16 protein-coding genes and 2 tRNA genes are annotated in these 23574 nt (G+C 44.7%); 12 read left to right on the forward strand and 6 right to left on the reverse strand.

The features are described 5' to 3' along the window. Positions 1-338 precede the first annotated feature (338 nt). Positions 339-3029, forward strand: a complete 2691-nt coding sequence (locus tag BIW15_RS10830) for an Ig-like domain-containing protein (RefSeq protein ID WP_077280995.1) — start codon at positions 339-341, stop codon at positions 3027-3029. A 104-nt stretch (positions 3030-3133) separates the two neighbouring features. On the opposite strand, the gene BIW15_RS10835 is transcribed toward BIW15_RS10830, so the two are convergent. Beyond that, a complete protein-coding gene (locus BIW15_RS10835) occupies positions 3134-5383 on the reverse strand; it encodes a hypothetical protein (protein WP_017447501.1) in 2250 nt (749 codons plus the stop codon). Positions 5384-6059: 676 nt separating this feature from the next. On the opposite strand from BIW15_RS10835, the gene BIW15_RS10840 reads away from it, so the two are divergent. From BIW15_RS10840 to BIW15_RS10850, 3 genes are all read left to right on the forward strand, one after another. Next, positions 6060-6146: transfer RNA gene (locus BIW15_RS10840), tRNA-Leu, on the forward strand. Between the two features lie 73 nt (positions 6147-6219). Beyond that, positions 6220-6293: transfer RNA gene (locus BIW15_RS10845), tRNA-Cys, on the forward strand. An 843-nt stretch (positions 6294-7136) separates the two neighbouring features. Next, positions 7137-8939 (forward strand): Ig-like domain-containing protein, encoded by a 1803-nt coding sequence (locus BIW15_RS10850; protein ID WP_179115270.1) that lies wholly within the window; start codon positions 7137-7139, stop codon positions 8937-8939. A gap of 79 nt (positions 8940-9018) precedes the next feature. Here the strand turns inward: BIW15_RS10850 and BIW15_RS10855 are convergent, their stop codons facing one another. Both BIW15_RS10855 and rnk read right to left on the reverse strand, forming a co-directional pair. Continuing rightward, positions 9019-10653, reverse strand: coding sequence for a hypothetical protein (locus tag BIW15_RS10855; protein WP_015313276.1), 1635 nt, complete (start codon positions 10651-10653; stop codon positions 9019-9021). Positions 10654-11087: 434 nt separating this feature from the next. Further along, positions 11088-11495, reverse strand: coding sequence for a nucleoside diphosphate kinase regulator (rnk, locus tag BIW15_RS10870; protein ID WP_005480352.1), 408 nt, complete (start codon positions 11493-11495; stop codon positions 11088-11090). Positions 11496-11934: 439 nt separating this feature from the next. Between rnk and nirB the strand changes: the two genes are divergently transcribed. The 4 genes from nirB to cobA all read left to right on the forward strand — a co-directional run bounded on the left by nirB (position 11935) and on the right by cobA (position 16819). Next, positions 11935-14499 (forward strand): nitrite reductase large subunit NirB, encoded by a 2565-nt coding sequence (gene nirB, locus BIW15_RS10875; RefSeq protein WP_025502003.1) that lies wholly within the window; start codon positions 11935-11937, stop codon positions 14497-14499. Between the two features lie 13 nt (positions 14500-14512). Next, positions 14513-14836 carry a nitrite reductase small subunit NirD gene (gene nirD, locus BIW15_RS10880; protein WP_005460996.1) on the forward strand — a complete coding sequence of 108 codons (324 nt, stop codon included), beginning with the start codon at positions 14513-14515 and terminating at the stop codon, positions 14834-14836. Positions 14837-15038: 202 nt separating this feature from the next. Then, positions 15039-15887: a formate/nitrite transporter family protein gene (locus tag BIW15_RS10885; RefSeq protein ID WP_015313275.1), complete on the forward strand. Its 849-nt coding sequence runs from the start codon at positions 15039-15041 to the stop codon at positions 15885-15887. 173 nt (positions 15888-16060) lie between these two features. Continuing rightward, positions 16061-16819 (forward strand): uroporphyrinogen-III C-methyltransferase, encoded by a 759-nt coding sequence (gene cobA / locus BIW15_RS10890; RefSeq protein WP_025627285.1) that lies wholly within the window; start codon positions 16061-16063, stop codon positions 16817-16819. 44 nt (positions 16820-16863) lie between these two features. Here cobA and BIW15_RS10895 read toward each other — a convergent pair whose 3' ends face one another. After that, positions 16864-17304 carry a DUF4174 domain-containing protein gene (locus tag BIW15_RS10895; RefSeq protein ID WP_005480278.1) on the reverse strand — a complete coding sequence of 147 codons (441 nt, stop codon included), beginning with the start codon at positions 17302-17304 and terminating at the stop codon, positions 16864-16866. Positions 17305-17421: 117 nt separating this feature from the next. Between BIW15_RS10895 and BIW15_RS10900 the strand changes: the two genes are divergently transcribed. Further along, entirely contained in the window at positions 17422-17910 is a 489-nt protein-coding gene (locus BIW15_RS10900; RefSeq protein WP_005480252.1) for an NYN domain-containing protein, read from the forward strand. 88 nt (positions 17911-17998) lie between these two features. On the opposite strand, the gene BIW15_RS10905 is transcribed toward BIW15_RS10900, so the two are convergent. Next, positions 17999-19330 carry an anaerobic C4-dicarboxylate transporter gene (locus BIW15_RS10905; protein ID WP_005460955.1) on the reverse strand — a complete coding sequence of 444 codons (1332 nt, stop codon included), beginning with the start codon at positions 19328-19330 and terminating at the stop codon, positions 17999-18001. A gap of 418 nt (positions 19331-19748) precedes the next feature. Here BIW15_RS10905 and BIW15_RS10915 point away from each other — a divergent pair, with 418 nt between their 5' ends. Both BIW15_RS10915 and BIW15_RS10920 read left to right on the forward strand, forming a co-directional pair. Beyond that, on the forward strand, positions 19749-20486 hold the full coding sequence (locus BIW15_RS10915) for a siderophore ferric iron reductase (RefSeq protein WP_077280998.1): 738 nt from the start codon (positions 19749-19751) through the stop codon (positions 20484-20486). Positions 20487-20576: 90 nt separating this feature from the next. Continuing rightward, complete coding sequence (locus BIW15_RS10920) at positions 20577-22754, forward strand: TonB-dependent receptor (protein WP_077280999.1); 2178 nt, start codon at positions 20577-20579, stop codon at positions 22752-22754. Between the two features lie 52 nt (positions 22755-22806). Here BIW15_RS10920 and BIW15_RS10925 read toward each other — a convergent pair whose 3' ends face one another. Beyond that, positions 22807-22989, reverse strand: coding sequence for a DUF2986 domain-containing protein (locus BIW15_RS10925; protein WP_005480281.1), 183 nt, complete (start codon positions 22987-22989; stop codon positions 22807-22809). Positions 22990-23061: 72 nt separating this feature from the next. Here BIW15_RS10925 and BIW15_RS10930 point away from each other — a divergent pair, with 72 nt between their 5' ends. Continuing rightward, a complete protein-coding gene (locus tag BIW15_RS10930) occupies positions 23062-23571 on the forward strand; it encodes a GNAT family N-acetyltransferase (RefSeq protein ID WP_020842178.1) in 510 nt (169 codons plus the stop codon). Positions 23572-23574: the final 3 nt, after the last annotated feature.

Raw genomic sequence — 23574 nt, forward strand, 5'->3', positions numbered from 1 at the left:
TAGGAAAGAGGGGTAAATTTATTGCATACAAATAAATAATTTGTCTTGTGTTACTAATGCAAGTTTAACCTAAATAATAAATGACTATTTTAGAGTTTTGCTTTTTAATTTTTGTTAAAAGGCACGGCATCTTATTGACTAACTATTAGATGTCTTTGGGGTTCTAATTCTAGCATCTATTGCTTACCTTTAACGTTTATAGCTTTTAGAAATGAATGGAAATTCATACGTTTAGGCTAGTTATTTGCGCTTCCTAATCGTCAAGCGATCGACATGATTGCGGACTTCTGCTGCGCAAAAATTAAGAACCAAAGATAAAAATACATAAGAAATTAAGTATGTTTAATACCCATTTTAATATTGTTACTTCCAATACATTTAAACTATCAACAACGGCTCTTATCGGCCTCTTATCTCTGACATTCAACGCGACCGCGCAGTCGCAAGACATCCCACATGGACATGTGATTCAACAAGAAAAACTGGTTTCACCTACTGCTAAGGGAAAACGCCAACAGGCTCAAGATAATACCAGCGCATTAAAGCAAGCGATGGCTGATTATCGCGGTGCATCGGCGAAAAACAAACATCACTATTTAGAGCAAATGATTTCTCTTGCTCACGGTCGTCAAGCATTGCTTTCCGAGCTGTTTCAGTCAGATCCTAGCGCGGTAGCGCAGGTTGCTCTGACTGCAAAAGCTCGCAAAGGTATGCCTGAAAAAGTACAAGCTTTGCTAGAGCAGGAGCAAACGCTAGAAGGCGAACTGGAAGTCTTCTACGAAGATTATGAAGATCACAGCAAGAGCCGTCTTCGACACGTACTAAACACCTCAGAGGGCTTTATTGAGGTTCACGGTTCTTCTCAATCACCAATCAACGCGATTCAGTCGGGTGTAAAAGTACGTGCGCGTGGTTGGAAGTTTGATAATCAAAGTGCGCTAGTTCTGGAAGAATCACAACAAAGTCTACTTGTTTTGGCTGATGGCAGCACAGGTAGTGCATCGACGAGCACCTCATCTTTCACTTTGTCCAATACTTTAGGTGAACAATCGACTCTCGTGATGCTAGTGAATTTTCAGGACGATGTACAAGAACCATGGACTGTTGAAGAAGTAACCGATCTAGTGTTTGGCTCGGTGAATGATTTTTATAAAGAAAATTCAAATAATCAGACGTGGTTTGCTGGAGATGTTCTAGGTTATTACACGTTGCCTATTAACTCAGTTTGCGATACTGCGCAGATTTACACTGCAAGTAAAGATGTTGCTGCAACTAAAAATGTAGATATCGATAGTTACAGCCGAGTCGTTTTTGTTTTTCCTAAGATTGCAGATTGTGGGTGGACAGGAAAAGGTACAGTGGGGGGGACACCATCGAGAACTTGGGTAAATGGTTCTTTGACACTAAGGACTGTCGCTCACGAACTTGGTCACAACCTCGGATTACATCATGCTAAAAAGCTTGAATGTGGTGTCGATGTGATTAGTGGGGATTGTTACACGATTGAATACGGCGACAGCCTAGAGATCATGGGAGCGCCTGGTTTTACCGGACATTTCAATGCTTTCAATAAAGACAGTCTTGGGTGGTTTTCTACGGAGTCATCGTCAGTCGCAGGCAAAATTATTGAAGTCAGTTCCGATGGTAGCTACATATTAGAGCCTTATGAATTAGCTCCCGAAAGCGAAGCAAAGGCAATAAAAGTTCAGCGTGGCGTTGATTCGACTGGAAAAAAGCTATGGTACTACTTGGAGTATCGTCAGCCGACAGGTTTTGACAGCTACCTTGAGAGCTATCCATCTCTAACATCGGGTGTAACGATGCGCTTGGGTACTGAGTCTGATATGAATAGCAGCCAAATCATCGATTTAACACCAGCAAGCCAAGTTATGGACTGGAACGATTCTACATTGGCTGTCGGTTCAACCTATACAGATGCCGATGCTGGAATCACGATGACTACAGAATGGGCAGATAATACTGGAGCAAGTGTTCATATCAGCTTTACTCAGCCAGTATGCAACAAGAGTGATCCTGTTGTTACCGTTTCTCCTAGTCAAAATGTTGAAGCGGAATCGGGTAGCACACTTGGCTATAACGTTACGGTCACTAACAATGATGCGGCAGGTTGTGATGCGTCAGAATTTGAAGTTGACGCTTTGGTACCAAGTGGGTGGACTGCAACCTCGTCTACGCTAAATTTAGATCCTGGTGCTAGTGAAAGTGTGTTAATTGATGTGACTTCTGATGTTGCTGCGACGGATGGTAATTATTCAATACTATTTAATGTAACAAACAGCGCTGATACGAACTACTTCACGAAGGCGACAGAAAATTATGTCATCGAAACGCCAGTGGAAGCCTGCTTACGTGGAACGCCATTGTTGGTGTTATCGGCAAGTCAAACTGATGAGCTTGAAGCAGGCAGCACAGCGAGTTACACAGCGACACTGACTAACCAAGACAGTGCTACTTGTGACGCGAGTACATTTACCCTAGCGGCGAGTGTACCAAGTGGGTGGAGCGCCAATAGTGGGGCTATTACTTTGAACCCAAGTGAAACTCAATCGCTCACAATGAACATAACGTCAAGCACTGAAGCAACAGAGGGTACATATGATATTGCTATTACGGCTCAGCACTTGTCGGATTCAAGTCTAAGTGTTAGCAAAAGAGTGAGTTTCAGCATCTCAGCTCCAGTTCCAGTTCCGGTGAACACTGCGCCAACTGCTCAAACTGATCGAGTGGAAGTGACCTCAAAAGATTCAGTGAGCATTAATGTACTTGCAAATGATAGCGATCCTGAAGGAGATAGATTGACGATAACATCTGTGACTCAAGGTTCGAAAGGTTCAGTACAAATTACGTCAAATGGCCAGTTAATATATACGCCAGCGAAAAGCTTTAAAGGTAGCGATAGCTTTAGTTACACCATCAGCGATGGCTACCTTACTTCGACAGCATCTGTGTATATTAGTATGGCGAGCTCTTCTGGCAACGATTCAAGTAAAGGAAAGGGCCGAAAATAGTTCTGTTGTAAGTAAAGTCCAATCAAATGAAAAGGGGCAGTGGGTGATACCATTGCCCCTTTTATACAAAGATAATTCAAGATCTTCGTGTGGCTACCTAAAGGTTAAGGTGCCAATATCGCTTGTGCGTTGACTGAAATCACTGGCTCTACAGCAGGTCCGCCATCTTCATCGGCTACTGAGATTAGCAATAAACCACCTGAACCAGCAGATCTAAACAAATTATCTACCGAAGCATCAGGTGTTAATAAATCAACACTAAATGTACAGTTCATGTTGCCATTCGCTGCAATAGAGAATGGGAACGCAACCGGACAGTCACTTGCGGTAATCATGTAATGTGTATTACCTTGACCAGCCGCAATCGGTGTACCCGCAACACTAAGCGCATTTAAGTTGACCGCCTCATAACTAGAAGCATTGGCAATGTTGAGGTTCAATGTTAGTGACAGAGCGAAGCTCAAGTTAATGTCAGCAGGTTCATTGATAAATGCTACTTTACCGTTATCGGTGTCTGTGACTATTTCAGGAACCGCGTCATCTGTCTCACCAGTTACTTGAGCGGTGTTCATATGCGGTGCATCTGGCTCACCCGATAGGAAGGAACTAACAGTACAGAATCGAGTATCTCCAGGAGCTAAGACATCACCATAGAAGTCACAATCGCCTTGATAGCTTACTGAGTCGAACAATACACCAAGTTTGTCATCCGTCATTTCTGTAAGAGTGATACTGTCCACTGGGGATGTATTGGTAATAGTAAACGTGAAGTTTACATTGTCACCAGACTCTGTTACCGAATATGGTGGCTCGTCTAAAGCATTAGGAGTTTTTACCAAATCAATAGCACCAGGGCTGTTACTAAAGGACACACTCGCTTGACCAGAGTCTTCATCGGAGTCGTTTTCGTTGTCATAAGCCTTTGCAGTTACCGTGTTTACAAATGCAGGATCACCCACATTACCAGTAACATTTCGTGTGTAGCTGAATTGACATGATCCACCAGTTCCGAGTACTGCTCCCAGACATGTCGCCGCTTCAGCAGCAATATTGTACTGATCATCCGTTATAGAAGTGATCTCTACCGCGTCAACAGAAGAATTGTTGGTAATTACCACAGTGTATTCGACAGGTTCACCAGCAAGACTCTCTACAACAGTTGTTGGGTTAGCGGATTTAGTAACGGAAATTACCGGCGGTACATTTGTGAGTGTCACGACGACCTCATTACTACAGTTAGGATTTGGCGTACCAGCGGTACTCGCGACGGTACAAGTGTTATCCCCAACAGGTTCACCATATTCATCGACGATAGTAGAACGAACATAGTTTTCAAACGATTCCGCAGTAGGAATGTTTGGTAAGTCGTCATCACTAATCGCTATTTTGAATGTACATTCTAAACCAACGGCTTCTGGTGGGATCTCATAAGGTAGTACGAGATTTTCACAAGCATTCGCTAAGCCACTAGACATGAGAGTGTAGTGACCTTTTGTTATGCCAATTTCATTACCGCCACCTACACTATTTAGCAAGAAGGTTTGTGAATCAGAATCAGTACTAGAAGACACTTCATCTTCAATTTTTGTTACGAAGACACTATTGCCTGTACTGTCAGCTGGAACGATTTTAATCGTATAGATAAACTCGTCACCAGGTTCTGAGCCGGTTGTTTTATTAACAGACTTAGTTGATACAGGTGGATCTGGCTGAATAAAGATTGGGATGTTGTAATCATCATCACAATTACATTTTGATGGAGCGCCAGGGTAGGCATCATTACCATCCTCACAAACTTCATTTTTACCAGGTTGTCGCCAGCTTACACAGTTTGGCAGGTTGAGTTGCCCGTCACCGTCAGAGTCCTGACAAAGTGTGGTGATAGTTGTTGAGTGAACAACTACTGCAGCTTGTTCTACGTCCCAACAAGAGTCGCCATCTGTGTTCGATGCGTTGGTTGAGTGCTCATCGCTTAACGTGTAGATATTACAACTTCCGTTAAGCGCGTCTGGAGCCCCATTTCTTTGGAAATATAAACCGATGTCGTAACGATCACTTGCGGTTGAGACGACATTAAAATCAGCTTCAAAGGTAACATCCTTACCTGCGACACAGACTGTGGTGTCTGGATCAACTGGCTGACCATCGATTTCAATTATTTTGATGTTTGAAGCTTCAGCAATGTTTATGTCATTTGCTGTACAGTTCAAACTCTTTCCATATTGATCCTCCATACAAACGCTTTGTATGCCTGGATCTTGAGCTAAGGCTGTTGGCCCATAAAGCGCTGCTGCACCTAGTAACATGGCGCTGAACAGCGTTTTATGTGGGTGAAATATTAAATGTTCCATCATCTACCTTCTTTTCTCATTGAAAGTTGATAAAAGGGCGATGTAAGTATCCAATGATGCCAACACTGGACTCCGGCATCATTGAACACACGAACTGCTGTGCCCCCTGTCCCATGACAATTGCTCCACAAAGTGTGTTCTGAAACTTGTATGGTGGAGCACTTGTCGGTGCCCACTAGAGAGCAAAAAACAAACCAACACCTATTGCATTGATTTTTAAATATTTTGTGTTTTCTAAAACTGTTTCAAAAACACTTTGTGTGAACAGAGTGTTAACTTGTTGGGAAACGGTCTAGGAGGCCATTCCTAGGAATTAAACGGGATATCAGTTGGTTATGGAGGGAAAGAAAAACGTGCCACTTGGGTAGTGTTCGAGTTAACAGGTGGACACTTTGTTGACAGCGAGTGAGAAAGTCATGTGTCTTGCTGTGGTTTTTTGTGCCTAACAAAGTCAATGTAGAGACTGGGGGAAGGGGATTCGAACAAGATTGTGAGGAATCGATTTGAATGATAGTTGCACTAATTGCGTGTGATTTATGCTGTTGGGATTGCTTTTTAAGCATCTGAATCAAAAAGATAAAATTTATTGTTGACCAGATAAATTAATCCGTTAAAGTACGCCTCGTTCTCACGGCACAGGCCGATGAGAGATGGTGTTACCATCGCAAAGATTTGCGTTGCCCTGGTGGTGGAATTGGTAGACACAAGGGATTTAAAATCCCTCGGCGTTCGCGCTGTGCCGGTTCAAGTCCGGCCCGGGGCACCATCAAAACGATGTATGGATTTCAGATTCAGTTTTAAAGCATCGTTCTCATGTCAATGAGAAAACAATCAGGTAAGGCGCGTTGGCAGAGTGGCTATGCAGCGGATTGCAAATCCGTGGACCTCGGTTCGACTCCGGGACGCGCCTCCATTATTTCGAAAGCCAGTCTCTTATGACTGGCTTTTCTCGTTTCTAGTGCCCGCAAATCATTTTCCCCTCTTGTTCTGGCTACAATTAATTATCACCATTCTGTTTGCCACATCATTATCATATTCAAAGTGTATTTCCATTTTTTCTACAGAATAAAACTATTTATCTTGTTCAATTTTTTATTCACAGGTAGGAATTGAATAGTAGAGTGAAGCTGCTATATTTTTTCGAGTGATTTTATTATTATAATCATTTTATATCTATTATGTTCATATAAATGCAATCTTAAATATAAAGTTTACACTTGGTGTGTAATGTAATTAATGTTTTTATTTTGTTTGTTAATTGTTGTTCTTTGTTGTTTTCTAAAGGTAAGGCTTTGAAATGTGGTCAGTAAAAAAACTAATAGCAGTTGAGTGAGAACAGTTTTGCGCTCATTTTCTATTTTCGACATGTATTTAATTGATTCATAGAAGTTTTTCTTTTTATGGGTGCAATCGGTTCATTATTGATACGATTGAATATTCTCAATTTTTGAGCGAAAAATGATCGATGTTTAACTGTTTGATGTGATTGAAACTCTTTGGCTCTTACAAAGAATTAACGTAATTTGGTGATGTGGTTGGTTGAATTTTAACCTTTTGCTTTGTTATGATGCTGCCTCATTTATTGATGTTGGTGATGTTTTAGAAGAATAAATACATTATGTATAGAAAATTGAGATTATTCATGGAATAAGCTCTGGCTCTATTTTTTCTAAATTTTAACCTCTATCTAATCCTATATATTCTTATCGTTAACTCGGTGGGAAGGATAATTATTATAATTATTTCAGGTGAAGCAGTGATTGATAAACTCCGCATGAATAAGCACGCCCTAAATAAAGGGATCTTTTTCTTACTCGTCTTATTTCTATTTCTACAAAATATCCAGTACGCCAAAGCCGCAGGCAGTTCAATAGGCCAGCAAGATACGTTGGTGATGCTATTAAATTTCAAAGAGAATCCTAACGATCGACCGATCACGTCAGAAGAGGCGCACGCGTTAGTATTTGGTGAAGTTAACGATTTTTACCAAGAAAACTCCTACGGCAAGACATGGCTAAGTGGTCAAGTTGCAGGTTGGTACACATTGTCTGTATCGAATCAGGTGTGTGATTATCCTTCGGTTCAAGCGGAAGCGGATAAAATGGCGCGTGCTGATGGCGTAGTGCTTGAGGATTATCAGCGCATCATTTACATCATGACGCAATCAGGTTGTGCTGGTGGTGGTTCTGCAACAACAGGGAAAACGTTCCCGAGTCGTGCATACATAGATGGCACGCTGTCAGCAAGAGTGATTGCACATGAATTCGGGCACAACCTTGGTTTGAGCCACGCTAAGGCGTTGGATTGTGGCGATGCGTCGGTATCGAACAACTGTAGCGTAATTGAATACGGCGACTCGTACGATGTTATGGGTACTCCTGATATGGGTTACATCAATACGTACTACAAAGAACGTATGGGATGGTTGAATGATGCGGAATCACCAAACATTCTTACGGCAACTCAAGATGGTTTGTATGAAATCGCAGAGTACGAAACCCAAGACATAACACAAAACATCGCGTTAAAAATACCTCGCGGTGTGAACCCTAATAGTGGCTTGAAGGAGTGGTTCTATGTCGAATATCGTCAAGCGATGGGTTATGACCAGTTTTTAGATGACCGCTCTTATATGCTGTTTCGTGGTGATGTGACGGACGGTGTGATTGTTCGTTTAGTCGAAGAAGGCGCGGAAGAAAGTTACATTCTGCACATGAAGCCAAACTCGGATTACAGCCAAGTTTATGGCCGAAAGGATTGGAAAGACACCGCGTTACCAGTGGGTGACAGTTTCACCGATCCAGTTTCTGGTCTCACGATTAATCTTGCGAATGCAGCCAATGGTTTTGCTGGTGTGAACGTATCGTTTGGTGGTTCGGTAACTCCAAGCGTTTGCGAGATGTCTGCGCCAAGTGTGTCTGTGAAAGCGACGTCTGATACACAAGTTAACGCTGGTGACACGGTTGAATATCAACTGACGGTAACAAACACGGCGAATGACGTTTGTGGCACGATTCGTTTTGATGTGTCTGCTCAACTAGAGAGTGGTTGGCAAGCGAGCTCTCAATCTATTTCCCTTGTGTCTGGCGAGTCTAGTGTAGCTACCATCGCGGTGACTTCTGCTCTAAGTGCAACCTCTGGTGACTACCCTGTGACGTTTAATGTGGTAAACACGAAAGATGAGGCTTACAACGTGGCGACACAAGCAACGTATGCCGTTGCTGAGCAGCAAACGGGCAGTGGTGATGTAGTGGCGGTTGACGATAACGTTCAGATGAGCAAAGTTTCAACGGTAAGCATTAATGTGTTGGGTAATGACATCATTGCTGATGGTGTGTCTGTCGAGATCTCAGCAATGAGCGCACCGAGTAAAGGAACGGTGAAGCTACTTTCTGATGGGAGTATCCAATACACGCCAGCGAAGCGATTCAAGAATCAAGACAGCTTTAGCTATACGATCACCAGCGGTAATGTTACGTCGACGGCAATGGTGACTGTGGCGCTGCAATCATCTCCTGATTCTGGCGGGTCTTCACCTGGCAAAGGTAAGAACAAATAACAAAGCAAAGCCACCTTATGTTTAAGGTGGCTTTTTCGTTATTGTTTACTGTGGATTGCTGCTATCGGGTTTGTCTTGCTTACGGTGCAGGACATAGTGGACAGCTTGCCTCTACAGGCATGCCTGTATCGACAGTGACACCTGTAATGGCGTTAACACCTTCTGCAACGACGGTGTCTTTGAAGGTTCTTACATCATGTGCAACAACCGGACCACCAGAAACATCACTACCCGGAGCAGGGATGTAGGTGCCATCGTAATTCATACAACTTTCAGGATTTAAAGTACCGACATCTTTAACGACTGTCATACCGTCATGCATTTCAGTAATTTTCACATCGTTAAGTTTCACTTTACTGTCGTTACATACTTTACCTTCGTAGTTCACTCTTAATCCGTACGCGCCAGATGCGTTTTCTTCAACGTAGGTTGTACAGTCTTTAGTGATACTCAATGCGCCCACTGGAGTAAGTGGAGGACAGCTATCTGTGTCAGACTTAGTAAGCACAGGTTCGCCACCATCTTTGATGGCTGCGCTCGCCGTAGCCTCATTTTCTACACCGTTGATGAGCGAAACAAAGGAACCAGTAAATGTTGCAGTTTCGCCAGCGGCAAGAACGTCAGCAGTGAATGAATCGCCAGCGGTAATATCTTCAACATAAAGGTCGTAAAGTGCACCAAAGCCAGTATTGGTTACTTTGATCTCGTAGTTGTAGATGATTGAGTCACCACTTGGTGATAACGCACCAGTTGGACATGTTTTCACAAGTTCCATACCACATAACTGGAATTGACCTAAAACGAAGTCTTTCAAAGATGCGGTGAATGAAGCAGACGAACGGGTTTCAGCCATGAAGCTGCTGAAACAAGACGCTGTGCCGTCGATTCCGCCAAGCAGTTGAGTGAGGTTTACACCACCTTCATAGAAGCTTTCGTATGGGAAAGCGTTCATTGTGCCGTTTTTTGCAGTGTATGGCCAAGGTGATGGGATTGGTGTTTCACCTTTGTTGGTGGTTGCACAACCAAAGTCACCATCATTGACAGCAGAACAGTCAGCAGGGTTTGCACCACTGGTTTCCGCTTGTAGGCGTAAGTTTTTGGCTGCACAATCGCCAGGGGCAGGGTCATTACTGTCCGCTTTTGAACAGGTTGGATCCCAAGTTACCAATGCGGCGTAAGGTTCATCATTCGCACCTTGCGGATAATCAATCAATACCAAAACGTCGCCCACAACGTGTTGACCAGAGAACGAACCGTCATCAAGGGCTTGGACATCATCTTGGAAGAACCAGAAACCCATAAAGGCATCACCTACGTTCGCAAAACGGTCGGCACCAAAATAAATGACCAAATCCGAACCGCCACCGCCGTTATCGACGCCGTAGGCAGCAGCGTAAGCATTGGTTAAGTCATCTTTATCTGGTACAGAACCATCTTTGTGAGACCATTCTGATATGTCTTGAATATCTTTTCGACCACCAGTAAATATGGAGATAGGTGACGGATCGGGAAGAATTCCAGTATCGACATTGGCACTGTCGCTACCATCGTAAATATTTTCCCAATCATCCCCCGCAACGGCGTCGTCTGTTGCATTACCTTCCAGTTCGAAGGTGCCCAGATCATGAACCGCCCAAGTCGGCGAGGCGAACACACTCAATATCAGCCCCAAGCAAAATGCTCGAGCCAATATCACCAGTTTATTAAAGTCCATCTTACTTTCTCCTTTTCCAAACAGAAGATACGAGCCGATTGACGCTCATAACGGCAAGGAGCGTCTCCAATTAACACGTCATCACCATTGACGCTGGGCTCGTTACGTACGGGAGGGGTTAAGCAAGAAGTAATCCGTTAGTTAACTGGCTGAAAAATTTGGGAAAAATAATTTCAAACTATCGAGGTGAACAGTTTAGATTGCGGTGTTTAGGTGATACGGAACGATAAGCGTATGAATTCGATTGAAAAGACCGAAATCTGTATCAGATGGACAATGTGTAACACACGTGAACAGGTTGGAGAGGCTGGCGAAGAGACTAGCAAGGCAGCGTGAGGGAAGCCGAAAGTGAAAAGCGACGATGTAAGAGAAAGTTCGAGAAGCTCTCCTGGTGCAAAGTCTTGCGATGTCCTTTGCACCGGGACTCCTGAGGATTAGCGGTTTAGTGCACCACAACGCTCAGGTTGGTATGTGATATCGACAATTTCAATCGTCTTCACTTGTTTGTTTGGCATTGGCCAATCGAGCTTTTGGCCCACAGACAAACCGATTAGTGCGCTACCAACAGGAGCAAAAATCGAAATGTCATCGCTGCTTTTTAGCTCCGATGGGTAGACCAATGTTTTGGTCATGGTTCTTTCTTCGCCCGCAAATTTAAACTCAACGGTTGAGTTCATGGTGACCACATTCGACGGCATCTCTTCTGGTTCTAAAACTGTTGCGCGGTCAAGCTCTGCTTCTAGCTCAACAAGCTCTGCAGCGATGTTTGGCATCTTATCCAGCAGGGCGGTAATTCTGTTCATATCTAAGCTTGAGATATAGATAGAGTTGTTTTCTGACATTTTATGACTCCCAAATAAAATGCCGCCTCATAAACATGGGACGGCGCTCTATATGTCAATTACGGTATAAATCACATGGTTTTCATTCCATATGAACTACTTTTGATTCTAGTCTTTATGCAATCCGTTAGCTAGTAAAAGATTTTTATTGTGGGGCTTGATTTTTTCTAAAACTATCAAACACTTCGAACGCTGTTCGGTACAAAATTCTTCTTTATAACCATAACTTATCATGGGCAGCTGATTGCTTATAAGAGTTCTTTGTAAAAACTACCAATATTCGTTAATAAATTACCTTATTTTATAGGTAAACAGAGCAAATAGAGCCGACTACCCCTTTAGGGTAGTTTGAATTTGTAATTGATTTACATCATGTATTAATTTTCTTTCACAATTAACAATGCGCTCAGTGATAAGAACCTAACCCTTAGGAAGTACAATGAGCAAGTTGAAGCTAGTAGTTATCGGTAACGGTATGGTAGGGCACCGTTACATCGAAGACTTAGTCGAGAAAACGGATGTCTCGCAAATGGATATCACCGTTTTCTGTGAAGAACCTCGTGTCGCATACGACCGTGTGCACCTTTCCTCTTACTTTTCTCACCACACAGCAGACGAACTGTCTCTAGTTAAAGAAGGCTTTTACGAGAAACACGGCATCAATATGTTGATCGGTGAGCGCGCGATTAACATCAACCGTGAAAACCGAATCGTTTACTCAAGCACTGGTCGTGAAGTTCAATACGACAAGCTGATTCTTGCTACTGGCTCATTCCCATTTGTTCCGCCTATCAAAGGTCATGAAAGCAAAGACTGTTTTGTTTACCGCACAATCGAAGATCTTAAAGCGATCGAAGCGTGTGCGAAGAAGAGCAAATCAGGCGTGGTTATCGGTGGCGGTCTGCTAGGTCTTGAAGCTGCAGGCGCACTAAAGGCTCTCGGTGTAGAAACACACGTCGTTGAGTTCGCGCCAAAGCTAATGGCTGAGCAACTTGACCTTGCTGGTGGTAATCAACTTCGTCAAAAAATCGAGCGTATGGGCGTGAACGTTCATACCAGCAAAAACACGCTAGAGATTGCAGCAGAAGGTAAAAATGCTCGTAACGTCATGCGTTTCGCTGACGGCACTGAGTTAGAGACAGACTTCATCGTATTTTCTGCGGGTATTCGTCCACAAGACAAACTGGCTCGCCAAATGGAGCTAGAACTTGGCCCTCGTGGCGGTGTTGCTATCAACGACCACTGCCAGACTTCTGATGAGAACATCTACGCGATTGGTGAGTGTGCGTCTTGGAATGAAATGTTCTACGGCCTTGTTGCTCCTGGTTACAAGATGGCGACAGTTGCGGTTGATCACCTACTAGGTAACACAGAAAGCAAATTCGAAGGCGCTGATATGTCTGCGAAGCTAAAACTGCTTGGTGTGAAAGTGGGCTCTATCGGTGATGCGAATGGTCGCACTGAAGGTTGTAAGAGCTACGTTTATCAAAACGAAGAGCAAGAAGTTTACAAACGTCTTATCGTTTCTGAAGACAACAAGAAACTGCTCGGTGCAGTATTGGTGGGTGATACGTCTGACTACGGCGATCTGCTTCAACTGATGTTGAACGAAATCGACCTACCAGAACACCCAGATGCGTTGATCCTTCCTGCACACGCAGGCGCTGAGAAACCAGCACTCGGTGCGGATGCCCTACCAGAAAGCGCAGTGATCTGTTCATGTTTCGACGTAACCAAAGGCAAGATCGCACAAGCGGTTGCTGATGGTCACCACACATTGGGTGACATCAAAGCAGTGACTGGTGCAGGTACAGGCTGTGGTGGTTGTATTCCTCTAGTGACCTCTGTCCTAAACGCAGAGCTTGCTAAATCTGGTATCGAAGTGAAGAATGACGTATGTGAGCACTTTGCATACTCACGCCAAGAGTTGTTCCATCTAATCCGTATTGAAGAGATCAAAACGTTTGATGAGCTTCTAGAGAAATACGGTAAAGGTTACGGCTGTGAAGTTTGTAAACCACTGGCAGGCTCTATCTTAGCTTCTTGCTGGGGTGAGCACATCCTTAAGCCACAACTGGTTAAGCTGCACGACACAAACGATAACTTCCTAGGTAACATCCAAAAAGACGGTACTTACTCTGTTATCCCACGTATGGCGGGTGGTGAAGTAACGCCTCAAGCACTGGGTGCGCTAGCGAACGTTGCTGCTGAATACAACCTGTACACCAAAGTCACCGGCGCTCAGCGTATTGGTCTGTTTGGTGCTCAAAAAGACGATCTTCCAGAGATCTGGCGCAAGCTTATCGACGCTGGTTTCGAAACAGGTCAAGCGTACGCAAAAGCACTTCGTATGGCGAAGACATGTGTTGGCTCAACTTGGTGTCGTTACGGCGTTCAAGATTCTGTTGGCCTAGGTTCTTACATCGAGAACCGTTACAAAGGCATTCGTACGCCTCATAAGATGAAGTTCGGTGTTTCTGGCTGTACTCGTGAGTGTGCGGAAGCACAAGGTAAAGACCTTGGCATCATCGCGACTGACGCAGGTTGGAATATGTACGTTTGTGGTAACGGCGGCATGAAACCTCGTCACGCAGACCTACTAGCCAGCGACCTAGATAAAGAAACGCTAATCAAGTACATCGACCGCTTCATGATGTTCTACATCCGTACTGCTGCGCCACTGCAACGCACATCAGTTTGGATGGAAAACATGGAAGGTGGTGTTGACTACCTACGCGCAGTGATTGTTGAAGACAAACTTGGCATCAACGCTCAATTAGAAGCAGACGTAGCGAAGCTTGTAGACGAGTACGAGTGTGAGTGGACGGCAACCATCAATGACGAATCACAATTGACTCGTTTCGCACACTTCATCAACTCTGACAAGCGCGATGACAACGTTGTGTTTGTTCAAGAGCGTGAACAGCACCGCCCAGCGACCTTCACGGAGAAACATCCTGAAGCGAAAGGCGACATCCTACACGTAGCGATCACTGAAGCATAAGGGAAGGTTGAACATGTCATTTGAAAAGATTTGCCAAATCAGCGACATCGTACCGGGCACAGGCGTTTGTGCTTTGGTTAATGGTCAGCAAGTTGCGGTATTTCGCCCAACAGAAGCGGAAGAAGTGTTAGCTATCAGCAACACCGACCCGTTCTTCCAATCGAACGTGCTTTCTCGCGGTTTGATTTGTGAGCATCAAGGAGAGCTTTGGGTGGCGAGCCCGCTTAAAAAGCAACGCTTTAACCTGACAACAGGTGCTTGTATGGAAGACGAGCGTTTTAACGTGAAAGCGTACAAAGCGCGCGTGACAAACGGCGAAGTCGAGATTCAAGCGTAAGCTTAAGCCCTCCTCCACGGAGGAGGGATGTTTCTTCGCCTTTTAGTATCCGTTTCATAGATTCAATAGACAAAGGCTTTCCAAGCATCATTTTCGGGGGACAGGGAAGCGAGATGATGTCGACAGCAGTGGATGTCAGCGGGAAGCCTTTCTCTATTCAATCTTCAACTTTTAACTTTCAATTTTGAATAAGGACACATTCATGTCTACAGACTTTAAACCTGCTGAATTCGTGCAAACCATGATCAACGTTGGTGAAGCAAAAACCAATACAAGCACGCGCGACCTTCTGCTTCGTGGCACGATGGCGGGCATTATTTTGTCGTTAGCGGTAGTGGTCGCGATTACGGCGATGGTGCAAACGGGAATTGGCCTTGTGGGCGCACTTGTTTTCCCTGTTGGTTTTGTGATTCTTAGTGTGATGGGGTACGACCTAGTTACAGGTGTATTTGGTCTTGCGCCTTTGGCGAAGTTTGCAAACCGTCCGGGCATCACTTGGGGGCGCATTTTCCGTTGCTGGGGGCTGGTAGGTTTGGGTAACCTGATTGGTTCTCTGATTGTGGCTTACCTTGTGGCGATCTCTCTAACCGGTAACTTTTCTCTAGAACTCAACGCGGTAGCGAAGAAGTTTGTCGCTGTTTCTACCGCGCGTAGCCTTGGTTTTGAAAACATGGGTATGGACGGATGGATCACGTGTTTCGTACGCGGCATCTTCTGTAACCTAATGGTGTGTCTAGGCGTGATTGGCAACATGACTGCGCGTTCAGTATCCGGTCGCGTTGCAATGATGTGGTTCCCAATCTTCATCTTCTTCGCACTCGTATTTGAGCACACTGTGGTAAACATGTTCCTGTTCCCACTAGGTATGATTCTAGGTGCGGACTTTGGTATCGCGACTTGGTTGAACTTCAACTTAATCCCAACCATTCTAGGTAACATCATCGGTGGTCTTGTCATGACTTGTCTGCCACTGTACCTAACTCATGCGAAAACAGCGCCTTCTCTAAGTGTTGAAGAGGACGTTATTGCGGAACCTGCAATCGCAAAATAAACCGCTTTATTTGGCCCTATCTTTGGTGGGTAGGGCTATTCAACTCATTTAACTTTCGATAGGTATTGTATTGATTTGGCTATAAAAAGTAATAACTCCTTGGGGTAGTTTGAACCCTAAGCCAATTAAGTGAGTGTTACTCTTTATATCCAAATTTTCCGATAGGCGTTGATATGACTACTGCGAACTCATCTTTAAACAGCGGCTTTGTTTCTCTTGTTGGTGCTGGGCCTGGCGATCCGGATTTACTGACGGTCAAAGGTTTGAAAGCGATTCAAGCGGCTGAAGTTGTAGTGTATGACCGTTTGGTATCGAAAGAGATTCTAGAGTTAGCACAGGCATCCGCAGAGATGATTTATGTCGGGAAAAAGCTCGATTTTCACTGCGTACCGCAAGATCAGATCAACCAAATTTTGGTGGAAAAAGCGCAAGAAGGGAAACGCGTTGTGCGCCTAAAAGGTGGAGATTCATTTATCTTTGGACGCGGCGGTGAAGAGTTGGAAGAGCTTGCAGAATACGGTATTCAATACGAAGTGGTGCCAGGGATCACCGCTGCGGCTGGCGCGACGGCTTACGCAGGTATTCCATTAACGCACCGTGATCATGCGCAAAGCGTTCAATTCATCACGGGTCACGTGCAAAAAGACGGTCGCGAAATTGAATGGCACTCGTTAGCGCAATCAAACAACACGCTTGTGTTCTACATGGGGTTGAAGCAAAGCAGTCACATTATGGACAAGCTCATCACGCACGGCTTAGACCCAGAAATGTCATGCGCAATCATCGAAAATGGGACGCGACCAGAGCAACGTGTGTTCCAAGGTAAACTAAATGAACTATCTAACATGGCAGAGCAAGCAGTAAGCCCTGCATTGATAGTGGTGGGGAGCGTTACGCAGCTGCATAATAAGTTGGCGTGGTTCGGAAAGTAACGAAGAATCCTGTTTCTTCACGAGTCTTCATTTCCTCAAGTGCTTCAGATTTCGCAGGGGCTACGTTGCCTCTGCATCTCTTGTTTTCGCATCGGCATTTGGTCAATCAAATCGTTAATGTATTGCCAGTCGGTTTCTGCCCCCCAGCGGTACTTTTCTAAGCCATCTTTACCGAGTAAAATTGCAGTGTGTTCGCCTTTTTTCACGCTGTAGATCTCTGCGAGTATCTTTAAATCAAACTCTTCTTTAAGCCAGCTTGGCACGGTGTAGCCATCTTCTGTGATCACCAGTGTGACGACATCTCTATCAACTAACTCGCACTCGTGCATCAATGCTTCAAGCAAGAACTGTTTTACGTAATCATCATTTTCAGGCGCGAAATACAGAACACTGCGATGCGGCCAGTATTGAGTGTGCGCAGGATAGCCGAGTGCCGTCGAGGCAAAGACGCACAAAAGCAGTATCACCAATAACTTTCCACCCATGACTCACTCCTAAAAACGCGATTTTCCGTTTATACGTTAAGTTTAGTGGAATTGGCTCATTGTGCTTTTGAGCGATCTGGCTTAGGGTAGGCGGCAAATTATCGGTATGAGATCACCATGCAATCAGACCACAAAGAAAAAATCGCCATTCTCGTTGACGTTCAAAACGTTTATTACACTTGTCGCGAAGCGTATCGCAGTAACTTTGACTACAACCAGTTTTGGTATGTCGCGACACAAGAAAAGGAAGTAGTAAGCGCAAAAGCTTATGCCATTGCCAGTAACGATCCGAAGCAACGCCAGTTTCATCACATTCTAAGAGGTGTGGGATTTGAGGTGATGTTGAAGCCTTACATTCAGCGTCGAGATGGCAGCGCCAAAGGGGATTGGGATGTCGGTATCACGCTCGATGCGATTGAGATTGCGCCTGATGTTGACCGCGTGATTTTGGTTTCTGGTGATGGCGACTTCAGTTTGCTGGTGGAACGTATTCAGCAGCGCTACAACAAGAAGGTCACCGTCTATGGTGTACCAAGGTTAACCTCGCAAACCTTGATTGATTGTGCTGATAATTTCGTCGCGATTGATGATGATTTCTTGCTGTAAGCATCAGACTAGACAAAGAAAAGGCGAGCCATTCAGGCTGTACTTATGCGTACAATGACTCGCCTTCCAATCTTACTTTACAGGTTGTTTATGAAGGAATGATGATTTGTCCTAGTACGTAACCTAAGCAACACGCGCCGATCACACCAATCAAACCTACCGACATAAATGAATGGTTGAAGTACCACTTACCAATCTTAGTTGTACCTGATGTATCGAAGTTCACTGTCGCGATATCAGAAGGGTAGTTAGGAATAAAGAAGTAACCGTACACCGCTGGCATTAGGCCGATAAGCAGTGCGGGATCTAGACCCAAGCCAAGACCAACAGGCAGCATCATACGAGCTGTTGCTGCTTGAGAGTTCACCACAACCGATACAATGAACAACGCAAGCGCGAACGTCCAAGGGTAGTTCGTTACCATCTCTACAATGCCAGATTTGAATTGAGGCATTGCGTATTGGAAGTAAGTATCAGACATCCATGCGATACCGAAGATAGCAATTGCCGCCACCATACCCGATTTGAAGACCACACCGTTTGGCACGTCACGCGGGTCAGTTTTGGTTGCAAGAAGAATGATACCGCCGAAGCAGAGCATCATCATTTGAATGACAACGGCCATGCTAATTGGCTTCGCGCCATCCACAATGGTACGAATGTCTGGCCACATCGCGATAACGACGATAACCAAGATAGAAGCGATGAACAGCAACACAGAGTTGCGAGCACTTGTTGGTAGCACTTCGTCAAGAGACGTTGCAGTTGTGTTGAGGATCTTTTCACGCCACACAGGATCTTTCAAACGCTCTTGGTATTCTTCGTCGTCTTCCAGTTCTTTACCGCGTTTGATGCTGTAAAGTGACATTAGCAACGTACCGAATAGTGTTGCTGGAACCGTAACGAGCAAAATAGAAAGCAGAGTGATCTCGTGCTGAATATCAGAGAGTTGCGCTAAGTAGTAAACCACGGCCGCTGAAATTGGTGAGGCTGTGATTGCGATTTGAGAAGCGACAGAAGCCGCCGCCATTGGACGCTCAGGACGAATGCCGTTTTTCAATGCAACGTCGCCAATGATTGGCATAATGGAGTAAACCGCGTGACCTGTACCGAGCAAGAAAGTCATAAAGTAAGTCACAAAAGGAGCGATCAGGGTGACGCGTTTTGGGTTTTTACGAAGCACACGTTCGGCAACTTGAAGCATGTATTTCAAACCGCCTGCGGCTTCAAGAATCGATGCACATGTTACAACCGCTAGGATGATCAACATAACGGTGACAGGAGGGGAGGTTGGCGGCATCTTAAAGATAAAGACTTCAATCACCAAACCAATACCAGATACGACCCCGAGGCCGATACCACCATAGCGTGAGCCGATATACAGCATCACGAGCAAAAATAGAAACTCAAGATACAACATGTGGATTTCCTTATTCAAAACAGAGGGCTATATAGCCAAATTACCTAGTTATATTGTCCCGATATTCAGATGGAAAATACTTCATGTTGTTCACATTCCGCTGGATAAGAAACAGCAATATTCAATTATTGGCAATAACTCACGCTATCAGAGCGAACTGTTACAGACCTTTTACCAACGTGTTTTTATGCTGTGGCATTTTTAAATCGAAATACCTCAAAACCTGCTGACGATTTAATCATTTGTTGAATTTTATAGTGTGTCGTTTTACTCAAGTGGTTGAGCAACGAAATGGATACTGACTTGGAGCGCTGGTCAACGGTATATAAAATGCACAAATACAAAAGATAATAGTTTGCATTGCGATTCATGGTTAAGTATAAAGGGGGCAGATCTCAAACCGTAACCGCACGCAATCATGTCCGAGCCATTCTTCCCGCAACTCTTTCAAACATCGCAAACCATCACTCCTTATTTACATGGCGATATTGGTCGCATTGAGTCGAATGCCATTCATATCGATAATGATATCAATCCCATCGTTCAAGAGTTGTATCGTCAACTTTCTGAAACGTACCCAGAGGCCGGAAGGGCGTATTGGCTCACAAGAACATGGGATTTGCTCTGTTGGCAGCCAATCTACGTTGCGCTTGTCTCTATCTACGGTTTTCAATCGCTCCCGAATTTACGCAATATGGCGCAGTACTTACAGCCCTGCTTTGTAAGAGGATTTCGCTTTGCGGATCAGGAACATATTCAAGGTAGTCACACAATATTGATTGCGCAGGCAGGGCGTCAAATTCGAGCTTTGTTCGATTTTTATCAAGAACAGATGAACGAGTGGATTCGCATTCGTCCGGGGTTTACTCATCAGTTGATGTCAGACGGTATTTTGGCGTGCTTGTTAAGGTTACAGCAACATTTCCCTCAACTGACCGATGCCATCATTAAAGAGCACGCTAGCTTGTGGCTTAGTGCTCTGGGGCTGGATGAGCGTCATATCGATGCTTTGCATGGTGTGCCTCACGAGCAACCGCTCAAATTGGTCAGAAAAAGCTGCTGCTTGGTGTACAAGTGTGAAGGAAGAAAGCTCTGCGAGGACTGCCCGAGAGCTGCAAAAAACCGTCAGTTAATCATGCAAAAGAGCAATAGTTAACAATTCGTTAACCTATGTAACAGTGCTCGATTTGTTATTGATAATAAGTATCATTGTCGATTCTTTGGCTACAACAAAAAGATAAATACAATGACAAATAGGAAGTTCTCTTTAAACCTCATCGTATTAGCGATGAGCAGTGGATATGCAGCGCAAGCATTGGCTGCAGAACAAGCTCAGCAACTGGCGTCTCAAAACGCAGCAGATGAACAATTAGTCGTGGTTGGCAGCGTCATGCCAAAATCCATCTCTGATATTCCCGGTACGGTTTGGTTTGTAGGGCAAGAAGAAATTGCTCAACAATACCGAGCAGGTAAAACTCTGGGTGATATTCTTTCTGCCACGATCCCTTCTTTAGATGTTGGCACTGGCGGCCGGACAAACTACGGCCAAAATCTGCGTGGCAGAGCCATGCTGGTCATGATTGATGGCGTTTCTCTGCAATCTTCTCGTCCTATCAGTCGTCAATTGGATGCGATTGACCCGTTCAACATCGAACGAATTGAAGTGCTGTCAGGCGCGACCTCCATTTATGGGGCTGGTGCGACGGGTGGTGTCATTAACATCATCACTAAAAAAGCGTACTCAGATGAATTGGCGTTTGAATCTTTTGTCGGCGGTACGTCAGGCTTCAACAGCAGCGATGATTTTGACTACAAAGTCGCACAATCCGTTGCTGGTGGAAATGACATCGTAAAAGCACGTGGCTCAGTGGTGTATTCCGAGACACAAGGTGCATTTGACGGAAATGGTGACATTGTCACGCCAGACATTTCTCAAGGTTCTCTGCAATACAACTCAACGCTTGATGTTATGGGGTCGGCAGAGATCCAAATCTCCGATGCCAGCAAGTTAAACCTTGTCGCGCAATACTATGACAGCCAGCAAGATTCGCCATACGGCTTGTACATTGTTAATAGCAAATTTGTTGATGTGCGAAAAGGGTTCGATTCCGATCGTGAGCATGGTACAGAGCGTGTACTTTTAAGTGCAAACTACGCACACGACAACGTATTCGGTCATCAATTGATTGGTGAATTGTCTTACCGCAGCGAAGATCAAACCTTTACACCGTATTACCAAAGCTCTTCACAACAAGAAACCGAAGTGTTTGCGGGGCGTTTAGCGCTGGCGAAAAGTTGGGGTGCATTCAGTGCCGTTTACGGTGTGGATGCATACCTGGATCGATTCGATAGCAACCAAGCTTTGTTCGACAAAACCATCGCTGACAACTCAGGTAACCTAATTAACCGAACGTATGCGGAAGTGGGGCGTTATCCTGGTGTAGACGTAACCTCTTACGCGATGTTTGTGCAGGGTGATTACCAAATCAATCAAGATTGGTCTGTGCAGGCGGGATACCGTTATCAATATATGGACAACAAGATTGATGATTTTGTCGCATACAGCGTGCAGAAGAACATTGCTTTGGGCAAAGGTGTGTCTGCCGATGCAGTGCCGGGTGGCAGTACTGATTACTCGGTGAGTTTGTTTAATGTTGGGACAATTTATCAGTTGAATGATGAATCTCAATTGTGGGCGAACTTCTCACAAGGTTTTGAATTAGCAGACCCAGCGAAATACTACGGTCAAGGCAGCTACGAGGCCGTTGATGCCAACGGGCACTACGCACTCAAAGACAGCATTAACGTAGCCGATTCAAAAATGTCGGGCATTAAAACGGACAGCTACGAAATTGGTTATCGCTTAGATACCGATACCGTCGCACTGCAAGCGGCGGGTTACTACTCGGTGTCGGACAACTCCATCAAGTACGATAAAAAGACGCTTCTAATCACCAACGTCGATGATGAGCAACGTGTGTACGGCGCAGAAGCAAACATCAATTATTGGGTAAGCAGCGACATCCTATTGGGTGCTTCTGGTCATTATGTCGTGTCTGAGCTGAAAACCAACGGGAAGTGGGAAGACTTAAGCGCAGGTAAAGCAAGCACATCAAAAGCGAACGCGTGGGCGGCTTACTATCAGGATGATTATTCAGTGCGTCTACAAAGCCAAACCATGTTTGATTACGAAGATGATGCTAACAACAAGCTTGATGGTTACACCACGTTTGATCTACTGGGCAATGTGAATTTGCCAGTCGGTCAGCTTGGCTTTGGTATTCAAAACCTGTTTGATGAAGATTACACCACGGCTTGGGGTCAACGTGCACAGATTTTGTACGCCGCTCACTACGATGCGGCGGCGTATGATTACAAAGGTCGAGGCCGCACGTTTACACTGAACTACAGCCTTGAATACTAAGTTCAATATTCTTTTCTAAAAGTAAAAAAGCCGCATTATGCGGCTTTTCTTTTTAAGCTTGGTCAGCAGTTGCTGTCTCTACAACGTTTTCAGAAGATTGCTGTTGTTCTTCGGCTTCCATTTTCGCGCGCTCAGCTTTAGAGATGTAGCGCGGTTTGTTGCTTTTATGCAGCTTCGCGTTGTGCTTCTTCTGCTTCGCTTTTAAGATCTGATTGATTTTCTTCTTGCGGTTCATGGTGTTGGTCCTTTAATTTAGCGGGGCAGGATAGTGATTTTTCATCCAAGTTACAACCATAATGGAGTTCGTATGAAAACTTTGACCACCGAACGATTGATACTGCGTCTAGTGAGTGTAGATGATGCGCCATTTATATTGGAGCTCTACAACCACCCTGACTTTTATCGCTTTGTTGGGGATAAGCAAATGCGAACCGATTACGAAGCGGTTCGTTACATCAAAGAGAACATGCTGCGTATGGAAGAAAAGAAAGGTGTGAGCTTGCTGGTGGTTGAAGATAAGCAGACAAAACAGCCGCTAGGCATTTGTGGGTTAGTGAAGCGTGATACCTTGAACGCTTACGACATCGGCTATGGTTTTCTTCCTTCAGCTTACGGCCAAGGTTTTGCTATAGAAGCAGCAAAGGCAGTGATCGAGTACGCGAAACAAGCGATGCAACTTAGTCAACTGGTCGCGATTACGAATAATGATAATATTCGTAGTATAAGTTTGCTGAAAAAACTCGGTTTCGAATTTGAACGTGTTGAGCAGCAATATGATAATGGCCGAACTTTAGAACTCTACACTCTCCAACTGTGATTT

This window comes from Vibrio sp. SALL6, from assembly GCF_002002385.1.
Lineage (GTDB): Bacteria > Pseudomonadota > Gammaproteobacteria > Enterobacterales > Vibrionaceae > Vibrio > Vibrio parahaemolyticus.